The organism is Microbaculum mangrovi, assembly GCF_051390635.1.
Lineage (GTDB): Bacteria > Pseudomonadota > Alphaproteobacteria > Rhizobiales > Tepidamorphaceae > Microbaculum.
Window position 1 is genome coordinate 670,663 of the sequence record NZ_JBPODT010000002.1, and the last position, 13,557, is coordinate 684,219.

The 13,557-nt window shown below is 65.1% G+C and carries 11 protein-coding genes; 9 read left to right on the plus strand and 2 right to left on the minus strand.

All coding sequences use genetic code 11. The annotated features are described in order from the left end of the window. Window positions 1–156: 156 nt before the first annotated feature. Window positions 157–1,110, minus strand: coding sequence for a right-handed parallel beta-helix repeat-containing protein (locus tag ACSF9G_RS09595; protein ID WP_436640912.1), 954 nt, complete (start codon window positions 1,108–1,110; stop codon window positions 157–159). Window positions 1,111–1,770: 660 nt separating this feature from the next. Here ACSF9G_RS09595 and ACSF9G_RS09600 point away from each other — a divergent pair. Both ACSF9G_RS09600 and ACSF9G_RS09605 read left to right on the plus strand, forming a co-directional pair. Continuing rightward, complete coding sequence (locus ACSF9G_RS09600; RefSeq protein ID WP_436640914.1) at window positions 1,771–1,995, plus strand: antitoxin MazE family protein; 225 nt, start codon at window positions 1,771–1,773, stop codon at window positions 1,993–1,995. Next, window positions 1,992–2,315 carry a type II toxin-antitoxin system PemK/MazF family toxin gene (locus ACSF9G_RS09605; protein WP_436640916.1) on the plus strand — a complete coding sequence of 108 codons (324 nt, stop codon included), beginning with the start codon at window positions 1,992–1,994 and terminating at the stop codon, window positions 2,313–2,315. The genes ACSF9G_RS09600 and ACSF9G_RS09605 overlap by 4 nt, the downstream gene beginning before the upstream one ends. Before the next feature lie 212 nt (window positions 2,316–2,527). Here ACSF9G_RS09605 and ACSF9G_RS09610 read toward each other — a convergent pair whose 3' ends face one another. Further along, window positions 2,528–4,867 (minus strand): xanthine dehydrogenase family protein molybdopterin-binding subunit, encoded by a 2,340-nt coding sequence (locus tag ACSF9G_RS09610; protein ID WP_436640918.1) that lies wholly within the window; start codon window positions 4,865–4,867, stop codon window positions 2,528–2,530. A 250-nt stretch (window positions 4,868–5,117) separates the two neighbouring features. Between ACSF9G_RS09610 and ACSF9G_RS09615 the strand changes: the two genes are divergently transcribed. The 7 genes from ACSF9G_RS09615 (at window position 5,118) to ACSF9G_RS09645 (ending at window position 13,459) form a co-directional block, all read left to right on the plus strand. After that, a complete protein-coding gene (locus ACSF9G_RS09615) occupies window positions 5,118–5,513 on the plus strand; it encodes a 5-carboxymethyl-2-hydroxymuconate isomerase (RefSeq protein WP_436640921.1) in 396 nt (131 codons plus the stop codon). Window positions 5,514–5,521: 8 nt separating this feature from the next. Further along, entirely contained in the window at window positions 5,522–7,045 is a 1,524-nt protein-coding gene (gene hpaE, locus ACSF9G_RS09620) for a 5-carboxymethyl-2-hydroxymuconate semialdehyde dehydrogenase (RefSeq protein ID WP_436642100.1), read from the plus strand. 182 nt (window positions 7,046–7,227) lie between these two features. After that, window positions 7,228–8,211, plus strand: coding sequence for a 3,4-dihydroxyphenylacetate 2,3-dioxygenase (gene hpaD, locus ACSF9G_RS09625; RefSeq protein ID WP_436640923.1), 984 nt, complete (start codon window positions 7,228–7,230; stop codon window positions 8,209–8,211). A 271-nt stretch (window positions 8,212–8,482) separates the two neighbouring features. Beyond that, complete coding sequence (gene hpaR / locus ACSF9G_RS09630) at window positions 8,483–9,007, plus strand: homoprotocatechuate degradation operon regulator HpaR (protein ID WP_436640925.1); 525 nt, start codon at window positions 8,483–8,485, stop codon at window positions 9,005–9,007. Between the two features lie 58 nt (window positions 9,008–9,065). Next, a complete protein-coding gene (locus ACSF9G_RS09635; protein WP_436640927.1) occupies window positions 9,066–9,734 on the plus strand; it encodes a YjbE family putative metal transport protein in 669 nt (222 codons plus the stop codon). Between the two features lie 333 nt (window positions 9,735–10,067). Then, a complete protein-coding gene (locus ACSF9G_RS09640) occupies window positions 10,068–11,456 on the plus strand; it encodes a DcaP family trimeric outer membrane transporter (RefSeq protein WP_436640929.1) in 1,389 nt (462 codons plus the stop codon). 572 nt (window positions 11,457–12,028) lie between these two features. Next, window positions 12,029–13,459 carry a DcaP family trimeric outer membrane transporter gene (locus ACSF9G_RS09645; protein ID WP_436640931.1) on the plus strand — a complete coding sequence of 477 codons (1,431 nt, stop codon included), beginning with the start codon at window positions 12,029–12,031 and terminating at the stop codon, window positions 13,457–13,459. The last annotated feature ends 98 nt before the right edge of the window (window positions 13,460–13,557 follow it).

Sequence of the window (13,557 nt, forward strand, 5' to 3'; positions counted from 1 at the left end):
GGTTCGCTTTCCGGGCGCGCGTCCCGGCGCGCCCACCCGGCGCCGCACCGATTCCGCGATCGCCGTCCGCGTGATGGCCGTTCATCGGAACGCGGCGGTTCCTTGCGAACCGCCACACCGTCGTTCGCGGAAACGGTAACGGGGCCGGCGCCTGCGTCAGTCGCAGCGACCGCCACCCGGCTTCGGCGGGTTCTGGCTGTCGATGTTCCGGCCGGTTTCGAGGACGATATTGCCGCTGCGTTGCCAGCCGTCGGTCGGTTCGCCGCGCGAGAACCAGACGCCCCAATAGCCCACGCACGGATAGTTCACGGTGGAGAACTTGTTGTTCAGAAAGCGGATGTTGGTCACCGAATAGCCGCCTTGGGGGTTGTCCTCGGACGGGCTGTAGTCCTGGGCGTAGACGGTGAAGCCGCCGCCGGCCAGCAGGTTGTTCTCGACCAGGATGTCAGAGCTGTTGCGGCGGCCGTTCCAGATCGCGATCGCCGAAGTCTGGTCCTGAGTCACGTTGAACGTGTTGTGGCGGATGATGCCGTTCGAGGCGCCTTCGGTCTGGAAGCCGTCGACATGCCCGTTGCCCGCGTTCTCGGTGAAATTGTGCAGGTAATTGCCCTTGATAACGAAGTTGTTTGCGTCCCAGACGAAAATTCCGTCGTTGACGCCGAGTATGTTGTTGCCGCGGGCGACCAGCCTGGCGCCTTCGTACCAGATGCCGGCATGGGTCGCCCCCCTGCCGTTGAGGCGGGTGCGGATGATCTTCGCGCTCGCCCCCGGCAGGATCTTGATCACGCCGCTGCCGTTGCCGCCGCTTCTCTTGATGATCGTGCTGTTGCGGATCCTGACGTTCTTGGCGTCGATGACCAGGCCGTCGGGGGCGATCCTCTCGCCTCTGATCACCGTGTTGTCCTTGGTGATGGTCCGGGTCCGCGTGCGCTTCAGCTTGATGCCTCTGCGCTTGCCGGTGTTGCGGGCCCCTGGCCAGCCGCACGCTTCCAGGTTTTTCCAGACCGCGGTGGTGCACTTGGCGGCGGCGGCCGGTTGCGGCACTGCGGCGATCCCGGCGATGACGGCGACAATGGGCATGGCGCGAGCGCACATGGTCGGCAGGTTCATGGCAGACGTCCTCTGCGAGAGCTGTCGGCACGCCCGCCAGACCGGAGCGGCGGGCCCGGCGCGGAATGGGCGGAATGGACAGCTTACGCCCCCTGCGCCCTCCTATCGCGGCGAACTGTGCCCAAAGTAGGGAGACGCCATGGCGAAACCGAAGCAGGCGGCGATCGAGAGCGCGCACGCCTCGCGGCCGCGGTTTTGGGCACGGCCGTGCCACCCGAAAAGCCGCGTGTCCCGGACATGATCCGGGACCCATGCGGCCTCTCGGCGCGGTACTGCGGCGATGTCGCGAGCGGGCGCGACGGAGGCGGCTCCAACTGCCTCCACCCTCGCTAAAGCGCTAAGAAGCCCGGATCGCCCTTTTCCCCTCTCCACGTCATTGCCGGGCTTGACCCGGCAATCCCGGGCGTGTGGCACGAGATGCCCGGGTCAAGCCCGGGCATGACGGGAGGGGGGGAGGGCGCGGCGATCCGGCCCAGCGCCCTGATGCTTGGGCTCCGGGACCTGGCTCCTCCTTGGGCTCAGGGGCAAGCCCGGAGCACGCGGCCTTGCTACTGCGCACGGCCATGCCTTTCGAACGGCCTTGTGTGGCTGCTGCGATCCAGACCTTGTATCGGGCGCTATTGCGGATTAGGTTACATGTAACCATTCGGAGGCCGCGATATGCCGTCGAATTCATCCGCCAAGTCGTCACGCGACAAGGTGCGGGCGCACCGTCAACGCCTGCGCGCGCAGGGCCTGCGGCCTGTCCAGATCTGGGTCCCGGACACAAGGACAGCGGATTTCAGGGCGCGCGCGCAGGTCCAGTCGGCCGCCGTCGCCCGCAGCGAAAGCGAACGGGCCGATCAGGCGTTCATCGACACGGTATCGGTTCTCGACGAGGCATGAGGCGCGGCGAGGTCTGGACGGTCTCCGCTTCCGGCTTCGCCGGCAAGCCGCGCCCGGTGGTCGTCGTACAGGGCGATGCCTTCGATGCGACCGCATCCGTCACCATCTGCGTCTTCACGACCGACAGGACCGACGCGCCGCTGTTCCGTCTGCTCGTCGAGCCAAGTGAAACCAACGGCCTGCGCGAGCCCTCGCGTCTGATGGTCGACAAGGTCGTGACCGTCTCCCGCGACAAGCTCGGACGGCGGATCGGCCAACTCTCCGCTGACGATGTCGGCCGTCTCGACCGCGCTCTGATGGTGTTCCTCGGCCTGGCTTAGGTCGATATCCGAAATCTCCTGGCGTGTGGCACGAGATGCCCGGGTCACGCCCGGGCATGACGCGAGAAGGGGAGGACACGGTGATCCGGCCCGGAGCACGCGGCCTGTGATTGGGGCACGGCTATGCCACCCGAACAAAGGCGTGTCCCGGACGTGATCCGGGACCCGTCCGGCCGCTCGGCCCGGTGTTGACCGTGACATCCGGTACGGCTCTATCGCGGGCCGCTGTTCGCCCCATTCACCGCCCGCCACACCTTTTCCGGCGTCACCGGCATGTCCATGTGGGTGACGCCGTACGGCCGCAGGGCGTCGATGACCGCGTTCATGACCGCCGACAGCGAGCCGGCGCAACCGGCTTCGCCGCAGCCCTTGGCGCCGAGCGGGTTGGTCGTCGCCGGCACGGGATGGCTGGCGAACGCGAACGCGGGAATTGTGTCGGCGCGCGGCATGGCGTAGTCGGTGAACGAGCCGGTCAAGAGCTGGCCGTCGTCGTCGTAGGCGGTGAACTCCATCAGCGCCTGGCCGATGCCCTGCACGACGCCGCCGTGCAGCTGGCCTTCGACCAGCATCGGATTGATGACGGTGCCGAAGTCGTTGACCATCGCGTAGCGCACGACGGCGACGACGCCGGTTTCCGGATCGATCTCCACCTCGGCGACATGCGTGCCGTTGGGAAAGGAGGAGGGCAGGGCCTCGGTCAGGTGGGTGACGTCGAGGCCGTCCTCCATGCCGTCGGGCAGGGCGAGCCCGTGACGGACCCTGTCGGCGAGGTCCATGATGTCGATGGCGATGTCGGTGCCGGCCACGGTGAAGGTGCCGTCGGAGAACACGATGTCCTCGACGGCGGCTTCGAGCGCCAGGCCGGCAAGCTGCTTGCCCTTCTCGACGACCTTCTGCGCCGCCTCCACGATCGCCGCCCCGCTCATCATCGCCGAGCGCGAGCCGCCGGTGCCGCCGCCGTGGATCAGTTCGTCGGAATCGCCCTGCAGGAGCCGGATGCGGTCGAACGGCACGCCGAGCTTTTCCGACAGCACCTGCGCGAAGGCCGAGGCATGGCCCTGGCCATAGTCCAGCGTGCCGGTGATGATGGTGACGTCGCCGTCCGGCTCGAAGCGGATGCCGCCCATCTCCTTGTTCGGCGGGGCGGTCACCTCGAGATAGCTGCCGATGCCGCGCCCGAGCAGCCGGCCGCGCTTCTTCGCCTCGCGCTGGCGTGCCTTGAAGTCCGTCCAGTCGGCCAGCGCCAGCGCCTCGTCGAACACACCGGGGAAGTCGCCGCTGTCATAGGTGAGGTCGGAGGGGGCGGCGTAGGGGATCTGGCCCGGCCTGATCTGGTTGCGCTTGCGTATCTTGACCGGGTCGAGGCCCATTTCGCTGGCGGCGGTCTCGATCAGCCGCTCCATCAGGTAGTTGGCGTCGGGCCGCCCGGCGCCGCGATAGGGGCCGGTGAACGTGGTGTTGGTGAAGGCGCACTTGATGGAGACCTCGACCAGCGGCGTGCGGTACACGCTGACCACGTTCTTGGCGATGTTGATGGTGAAGTAGAGCGGCGCGACGTGGCCGAGATGGGCGCCGAGATTGCCGAAGCCGGTGATCCGCAGCGCCTTGATGGTGCCGCGCTTGTCCAGCGCCAGCGTGCCCGTCACCTGGATATCGCGGCCGTGGCTGTCGGAGAGGAAGGCGCCGGAGCGGTCGGACGTCCACTTCACCGGTCGGCCCAGGGCCTTGGCGGCATGGCACACGCAGACGGTCTCGGGATAGAGCATCGACTTCATGCCGAAGGAGCCGCCGACATTGGCGGTCAGCAGCCGCACCCGGCTCTGGTCGACGCCGAGCACGCCGGCCAGCATGTTGCGCATGGCGAACACGCCCTGGCTCGGCACGTGCACCTCGTAGCGGCCGCTATCGGGATCGTAGGCAGCGAGTGCCGCGCGCGGCTCCATCGCCGCGACCACCAGCCGGTCGCTGGTCAGCGCCAGCGTCGTGACGTGGTCGGCCGCGGCGATCGCCGCGTCGACGGCGTCGGTGTCGCCTGAATGGTAGTCGATGCCGAGGTTGCCGGGGGCGTCGTCGAGAATCTGCGGCGCGCCCGGTTCGAGGGCTTGCTCCGCGTCGGTGACGGCGGGAAGCGGATCGATATCGATCTCGACCGCCTCGGCGGCGTCGCGGGCGACGGTTGCCGACTCCGCGACGACGAAGGCGACGGGATCGCCGACGAACGTCACCTTGTTCGTCGCCAGCACCGGACGGAACGGCTTCACCATCGGCGTGCCGTCCCGGTTCGCCATCTGCAGCACCGAGGGCAGGCCCGCGTAGCCGGCTTCGGCGAGGTCCGCGCCCGTATACACCGCCAGCACGCCCGGCAGGTCCAGGGCGGCCGAGACATCAATCCCGCGGATCGTGCCGTGCGCGAAGGGGCTGCGCACCACCACGCCGTAGGCCTGGCCGGGCAGCGAGATGTCGTCGGTGTAGCGGCCGTGGCCGCTGACCAGCTTGGGGTCCTCGCTGCGGCGGACCGGCTTGCCGATGGCGAAATCTGGAGAATGGCTCATGTGGGACGGGCTCTGGATTCGGACTGATACGGGACCGAGACTAACGCGATTGGCGCCGCTGGGAACCGGTCGGGACGGACAGGGGGCTATGCGCCAACGCCATACCGCCGGCTGGCCGGCTGCTCGGCGCGATTAACCGGTGCGGCCGGGGCCGAATATATGGTTTGATGTGCCAACGATATAGGGCGCACGGTAGGATCGGCCGGAACCATCGCCCAAACCATGGCCCGCACCAGGGATACAACGCGCGATGCCGCACGTGATCGTCGAGTACAGTTCCAATCTCGAGCCGGAGATGGACCTGGCCGGTCTGATCGACGGCCTGCACGAGACCGCGCTGGCCAGCGGCCTGTTCGATATCGACGGAATCCGCAGCCGCGCGGTGTGTCGTGACGTCTTCAAGGTCGGCGACGGCAATCCCGAAAACGGTTTCGTCCATATCACCGCGCGCGTCGGTCAGGGGCGTCCGGTCGACGCCAGGCAGGGCCTCGGCAGGGCGCTGCTGGCCACGGCCGAAGGCGCGCTCGCCGACCTGTTGGCGACAACGCCGGTTTCGCTCGCCGTGGAGGTCCACGAGATCGACCGCGCGATGACGTTTCGCCGGAATACGATCCGCGAGCGCCGCAACAGGGAGACTGCCTCATGAACGCCCCGATGAACGACCCGGTAAACGTCGTCGATCGCGCGGTCCTGGACCGCGCCGAGGGCTATCTGAAACAGTTCGCCGACGGTCCGGTCGCCCATTTCATCGATGGCAAGCGGTATCCCGGCGACGGCGCGACCTTCGAGACGGCCTCGCCCGTCGACGGTGCGGTGCTCGCTTCGGTCGCCAGGGGCGGGGCGCAGGACATCGATCTCGCCGCCCGCTCTGCGATGGCTGCGTTCAGGACCTGGCGCAAGACCAAGGGGGCGGAGCGGCGCGCCGTTCTGCATCGGATTGCCGATGCGATCGAGGCGCGGGCGGAGGAGATCGCCTTCATCGAGTGCCTCGATACCGGCCAGCCGATCCGCTACATGGCGAAGGCGGCGCTGCGCGGGGCCGAGAACTTCCGCTTCTTCGCCGACCGCGCACCCTCGGCCGCCGACGGCGTGTCGCTGCCGACGGCGACGCACCTCAACTACACGATGCGCGTTCCCATCGGCCCCGTCGGCGTCATCACGCCGTGGAACACGCCGTTCATGTTGTCGACCTGGAAGATCGCGCCGGCACTGGCCGCGGGCTGCACGGTCGTTCACAAGCCGGCCGAATGGAGCCCGCTGACGGCGACGCTGCTGGCCGAGATATGCGCGGAGGCGGGGCTGCCCGCCGGTGTCCTCAACACGGTGCACGGCATCGGCGAGGAGGCCGGCAAGGCGCTGACCGAGCATCCCGACATCAAGGCGATCGGCTTCGTCGGGGAATCGGCGACCGGCAGCCACATCATGGCGCAGGGCGCGCCGACCCTGAAGCGCGTTCACTTCGAACTCGGCGGCAAGAACCCGGTGATCGTCTTCGACGATGCCGACCTCGACAAGGCGCTCGATGCCGTCCTGTTCATGATCTATTCGCTGAACGGCGAGCGCTGCACCTCGTCCAGCCGCGCGCTGGTTCATGAATCGATTTATGAGGAATTCACCGCCAAGGCCGCGGAACGCGTGAAGAAAATGCGGGTCGGCCATCCGCTCGATCCGAAGACCGAGATCGGGCCGCTGATCCACCCGCGCCACCTCGAAAAGGTCATGAGCTATGTCAATGCCGCCAAGGAGGACGGTGCGACGATAGCGGCCGGTGGCGGCCGGGTCGGCGAGGAAGGCAACTTCGTCGAGCCGACGCTCTATACCAATGCCCGCAATGACATGCGGATCGCCCAAGAGGAGATCTTCGGACCCGTGCTGACGATGATCCCGTTCGAGGACGAGGAGGAAGCGTTGGCGATCGCCAACGATGTCCGCTACGGCCTGGCCGCCTATCTCTGGACCAACGATGTCGGCCGCGCGCACCGGATAGCTCAGGAGGTGGAGGCCGGCATGGTCTGGGTCAATTCGGAGAACGTCCGCCATCTGCCGACCCCGTTCGGCGGCACGAAGTCGTCGGGTATCGGCCGTGACGGCGGCGACTTCAGCTTCGATTTCTACATGGAAACCAAGAACATCGCGATCGGCCTCGGCGGCCACACGGTGCCGCGCATCGGCGTTTGACGGGACACCGGGACTTTCGGGGGAGGGTGCGGACCATCGCGAGGGAGGAACAGGTATGAGACCTCTGGGATTCGGCTCCGGCCACGTGCCCGCCGGGCGAATGTCGCATTCGCCGTGACCGGCCAGGCCCCGACCGGACATACCGCCGCCTTAGTTCCGCGCCGAAAGGAAAGTTCAGGACCATGCCCGTTGCCAAGCCCGTGATGAACCCGCCGTTCAACATCGTCCGCGTCAGCCATGTGGAATTCGCCGTGACCGATCTCGACGCGTCGCGGGCATTCTATGTCGACTGTCTGGGCCTCCACGTGACGGCCGAATCCGCCGATCGCATCTATCTGCGCGGGATCGAGGAGCGGAACCATCACTCGATCGTTCTGGTACGCGCCGAGAAACCCGTCGTGCGGACGATGGGCTTCAAGGTCGCCAGCGAAGAGGACCTCGACCGGGCCGCCTTCTGGTTCGACGAGCAGGGCCTGCGGGCCGAATTCGTCGAGCGTCCGCACCAGGGCCGCACGCTGCAGGCCGTCGATCCGCTCGGCATGCCGATCGAGTTCTATTTCGAAATGGAGCAGGCCCCCTCGATGCTGCAGAAGTATGCGCATCATCGCGGTGCCCGCATCCAGCGCATCGACCACGTCAATTGCTTCACGCCAGACGTGCAGATGAGCCACGACTTCTACACCGCCGTCGGCTTCCGCGTGACCGAGTACACCGAGACCGAGGATCCCGATCCGAGGCTGTGGGCGATCTGGATGCACCGCAAGGGCAACGTCCACGACCTCGCCTTCACCAACGGCAGGGGGCCGCGCCTGCATCACATCGGCATGTGGACCGCGACGCCGCTCGATATCCTGCATATCTGCGACGTCATGGCGACGAGCGGCTACCTGGGGAACATGGAGCGGGGCCCCGGCCGGCACGGCATCTCCAACGCGTTCTTCCTCTATGTTCGCGATCCGGACGGGCATCGCGTAGAGCTGTTTACGTCGGACTATCTCACGGCCGACCCGGATATGGAGCCGATCCGCTGGACGCTGCGCGATCCCCAGCGTCAGACCCTGTGGGGCCATCCCGCGCCCAGGAGCTGGTTCGAGGAGGGGTCGTTTTTCGAGGGAACAGCTCCGGTCGAGCCCGTGCTGGAAGCGCAGCCCATCGTCGCGCGGTGAGGCACGCCTTGCGGCCACGCGAGGCTTGATTCGTCGTTTTTTCGGCCGGTTCGCAGGCCCCCGCCAAGCGAAGCGTTGGCCAAATCGCGGCGCAGCAAGCACAGGTTGCGAATTCGCCCAATCCGGCATCGGCCATCTATATGGTTGTTTTGATTAAAATTATCGCTACTAGACTTCCGTAACGGCAGGTTTGGTTAGATTTGCCGGAGAAATAAACCCGCTTTCCGATGTCGCCAATGTATGCGTAACTAAATTAGTTTGGTGGCGAACAATGGCGCATTCAGCACCGCATGATCGCAAACGCGACGCGCCGCTCGACGGACGCAGTGGCGCCGAAGAGCAAGGCGTGATGCGGCCGTTCAGCCAGGCGATTCCGATGAAGTTCCTGCGGGCGAGAGAGGCGGTGATTTCGCGCTTCCGCCCGATCCTGCATTCCCATCAGATCACCGAACAGCAGTGGCGCATCCTGCGCGTCCTTGCCGATCTTCGCGAGACCGAGATCCTCTCGTTAAGCGAGTGGTGCCTTATTCATCCCGCGAGCCTGTCGCGGATACTCCCCAAGATGGATGCGGCCGGCCTGATCAATCGTCGCACGAACGACGCCGACAAGCGGCGCGTCATCGTTTCCCTTGCCGACAAGGGGCGGGCGCTGGTCGAGGAAATGGGAGCGGAGACCGAGGCGGCGTTCGGAGAACTGATCGCCGAAATCGGAGAGGAGCGCCTAGAGCGATTGAACAATGCGCTCGACGACATAATTGCAATTCTGTCGGGGCCGGATCGCTCGCGGCCGTCTTGAGGCGTGGCGGGAGCGCGCGCCGATCCCGTCGCGGAAAGCCCCATGCGGCCGGTAACCTGTGCACGGGCCTGGCTCGAAAGCCGGTGGGTTTGAAGGTTCGACGTTGCCCGAGCAATTGATTGCCATCCTCCAGGTCGTCTTCATCGATATCGTACTGGCAGGCGACAATGCCGTCGTCGTCGCGATGGCGGCGGTGGGGGCGCCGGCGCATATGCGCCGCAAGGTGATCTTCTACGGCATCGCCGGGGCCGTAGTTCTGCGAATTGCCCTGGCGCTCGCCACAACCCAGCTGATGCAGATTGTCGGTCTGCTGCTCGCCGGCGGCATCCTGCTGCTGTGGGTGTGCTGGAAGCTCTACCGGGAGCTGGCCGAAGGCGCTGCGGAACACGCCGGCGCTGAACTGCTGGCCGATGATCTGGACACCGACGAAGCGAGGGCCGTGCCGGTAAAGACTGCAGGCCAGGCGATGAAGCAGATCGTCATCGCGGATATATCGATGTCCCTGGACAATGTGCTGGCGGTCGCCGGCGCGGCGCGCGACCATCCGTACGTTCTGGCGGCGGGCCTGTTGCTGTCGATAATCCTGATGGGCGCCGCCGCCACCCTGATCGCCCGCCTTCTCGATCGCCATCGGTGGCTGGCCTGGGTTGGGCTGTCGATCGTTCTCTACGTCGCCCTGGTGATGATCTGGCATGGCGCCCGCGAGGTTGGAGCCGCCATCGTCTGATTGCGAACGGCGGCGTGCGTACCGGTAGCCCTTTGTTGGAGCAGGTTTCGCAAAGCCCGGGCAGCGATCGGCCGTCATGCGGGCGACAACGGCCTGGTTGGCCGAGCGGCTGTGGCGGCCGCGTTACATGGGGTCGAAATCGCCTTTGCGCCGGTCGTCTTTCGAAATTTCCGATTGCCCGTCTTCACGGCTCTCGTCAGTTTCCCTGCCACGTCACGTGGGGACGGACGCTGCGATCAAAAATGGCACCTGGTCGCGAAGCGGTATTTGGCGCAGCCATCGGCGGTTCTCGTCGCAGCCAAATTCTTGTGAGGGTGCCTCTCGGAGAGATGAATGACGAAGTTGAAGACGCTTCTGCTTGGATCGGCGACGGCAATCGCCTTCACGACCGGGGCCGAGGCCGCCGACATGATGATGGACGTGAAGGCGCCGCGTGAACCGGTTTACCGTTGCGACATCACGGGCTTCATAGAGCTGCCGGGCACCGACATCTGCTTCAAGGTGGGCGGATACGCCATGCTTGTGGCCTATGCGTCCGAGGATCAGTGGGACGCCTTTGGGACAGGTGCCGCCTACGGCATCGTCCCGGACGGGCATACGCTGGAAGATACCGTCGGCATGTACGCGGTCGGTCGTGTCAACTTCGATGCGCGCACTTCGACGGAGTACGGCACGGTCCGCGCCTACGTGGAAATGCAGGCCACGGACAATGACACCCGTACCGGCGGTTCGTTCGATCTGCGTCATGCCTTCGTCCAGTTCGGCAACTGGACCTTCGGCAAGACCTGGTCGACCTTCCTGAGCCTCGACTCAAGCCCCGTCTATACCGACCTGCTGACGGTGACCGGCGACAACTTCATGCGCCGCAATCAGATTCGTTACACCCAGAGCTTCGGCAAGGGGGTCTCGGTGTCGGTCGCGGTGGAAGACCAGGACTACACGACGCCGAGCGCTATCACGGCGGCCGGTTTGTTCGCGCCGGTCTGGGGATTCTGCGGTGGCGGTTGCGCGGTGGTCAGCAACCGAAACGAGTTGCCGGACGTCGTCGCCAATATAAAGGCCGAAGGCGACTGGGGCTCGGCGCAACTGTCCGGTGCCCTGCATAAAAACGCGTTCCGGGACGTGTTTCTCGGCAATGCCCCGGCGCCCGTTCCGGGTAATCAGACGGATTCGGAGATCGGTTGGGCGGCCTTGTTCGGCCTGCTCGTGAACACGCCGACGACCGGCGAGGGTGACTACATCACCTTCAAGGCCATCTATACGGATGGCGCCACCCAGTACAATCAGGACAACTTCCTCTGGACGACGAACACGGTCTGGGGAGCCTGCGACTGGCTCGTTCCGGCAAACGGCGACTGCTCCGTCGAGACGGTGACGACGTGGTCCGTGCTGGCGAGCTTCACCCACAATTGGTCGCCGACCTGGTCGTCGACGGTTGGTGCGGGCTATCAGAACGTCAGCGCGCCGCTGACCGTGTTCAATGCCGGGGCGCCGTCCCTATCCTCTGATTTCGACATGGACACGTACGAAATCTTCGGAAACGTCTCGTGGATGCCCGTCGCGAACCTGACAATCATGTTCGGTGTCCACTACGGCCATGTCGATTTCAATGGCGCGGGCACGACGCCTGCCGGCGGATTCGATCCCTTTACGGCTAACCCGGGCGCGACCGACGATCAGGGTGCTCTCGCAGTGGCGCTGGATATCGTGCGCTCGTTCTGATCGCGACCAACGGCGTTCTTGCGCCGATACGATCCAGTTCCCCGGCGGGCTGCCGTCCGCCGGGGACATTTTGTTGTCGTCCGCGCGTCAAAAGAGAATCGCGGCTATCGCTCCCAGCAGAATCATCGCCGTAGGAACGGCCCAATTGCCCTTCGGACGACTGGAAAGGGGCGGTCGCGCCGCTCGATCCTTAACGGGTCGTGCCGCCCGTAATGCCCTCGAAAACCGGAAACAGGCCGGAAAAGGAGGGCTGGAACGGCCCCGTTTCGCCTTGTTCTCCTTGAAATCCGCTGGGAAACTGGGGCATCCGGGTAACAACGTGGACTTTCTGCAACACCACTTGGAAAAGCAGCCGTTCCGGGCCCTCAGAGCGGCTTTGTTTGTTGATCGGCAATCGGTGTTGGGTAAGTTGGCGATGCGACGCCGGAAATCCGGGGAGTCGCAACGCTTGCGTTCGGGGTCGCCTCGGCTCGCAGGTAATTTCGTGGGGAATTAGGGGAAGTCCAGTGGCTCGCGCCCAGAGGAACGAAACCTGGTCCCTAAGGTGGAAATTGGAGGTCAGGATGAACAATATGAGAAACATCTTCCTCGGCTCGGCTGCGGCTTTCCTCGCAGCTACGACTGGGGCCCAGGCCGCCGACATGATGATGGATGTTAAGGCTCCCCGGGAGCCGGTGTACCGGTGTGACATCACCGGCTTCATCGAGCTGCCGGGAACGGACATCTGCTTCAAGGTCGGTGGTTTCGCTCGACTCGTTGTGGTCGGCGCGGAAGACCAGTGGTTCGGTGACGAGTTCTATCGCCCGGACTCGATCGTTCCGGACGGACACACGCTTACCGACCGGATCCAGATGTACGGTCAGGGCCGTGTGAACTTCGACGCCCGCACCTCGACCGAGTACGGCACCGTCCGTGCTTTTGTCGAAATGCAGGCTTCGGACAACGACGCCCGTACCGGCGGTTCGTTTGATCTGCGTCACGCTTTCGTTCAGTTCGGTAACTGGACGTTTGGTAAGACCTGGTCGACGTTCCTGCACTTGGACTCGTCCGCTTCGACGACTGACCCGTACGTGATCATCGGCGACAACTTCATGCGCCGTAACCAGATCCGTTACACGGCCAGCTTCGGCAACGGCTTCTCGCTGTCGGTCGCGTTGGAAGATCAGGATTACACTGCTCCGACCGCTTATGGTGCAGCCGGCCTGGTCGGTTTCCCGCGCGGTGTGAACCCCGGTGCGTGGAACCAGGTTGGTCTTCTGTTCCCGGCCAATGTGGTCAACGACCGCAACGACATGCCTGATATCGTCGCGAACCTTCGCGTCGACGGCGACTGGGGTAATGCCCAGCTGTCGGGTGCTATCACCAACAACGAGTTCCGTGAGGTCTCGCTTGGTGGTGCCGCTCCGGCGCCGTATCCGGGCACCCAGACCGATTCCGAAATCGGTTGGGCCGCTCTGTTCGGCTTGGTCCTGAACGTTCCTTCCGTTGGTGAAGGCGACTACTTCGCGTTCAAGGCCATCTACACGGACGGTGCGCACCAGTACTTCCAGGACAGCTTTGCTGGCGCCCAGGGTGGAACTGGCGTTATCAACGCGATCTGGGGTGCTTGCAACGTGCTGACCCCGGCGACGGGTGGCTGCATCGTCGACACCGTGACGACCTGGTCGCTGCTCGCCAGCTACACGCATAACTGGACGCCGACTTTCGCTTCGACGCTCGGCGGCGGTTATGGCAACGTGTCTGCTGACGACGTGATCACGAACTTCTTCGTCCCGACCACGCTTGCCTCGGACTCGTCCAACGACTTCTGGCAGGTCTATCTGGACTTCGCGTGGACCCCGGTTCCGCGGACGACGTTCAACGTCGACCTGGTGTACGGCAACGCCGACTACGGCCTGCCGCAGACCGGTGGCTGCATTGGCCCGGTGGGCATCTGTGGCCCGGCGGCAGACAACTCGGACGGCGCCTTCTCGGCCGCCTTCCAGGTCACCCGGTCGTTCTGATCCGGTTTAAGGGACGGCCGGTCTTCGGACCGGTCCCCCGACCAGATACCCCGGCGGCGCAAGCTGCCGGGGTTTTCTTTTTTGCCAGGGTCTTCTTT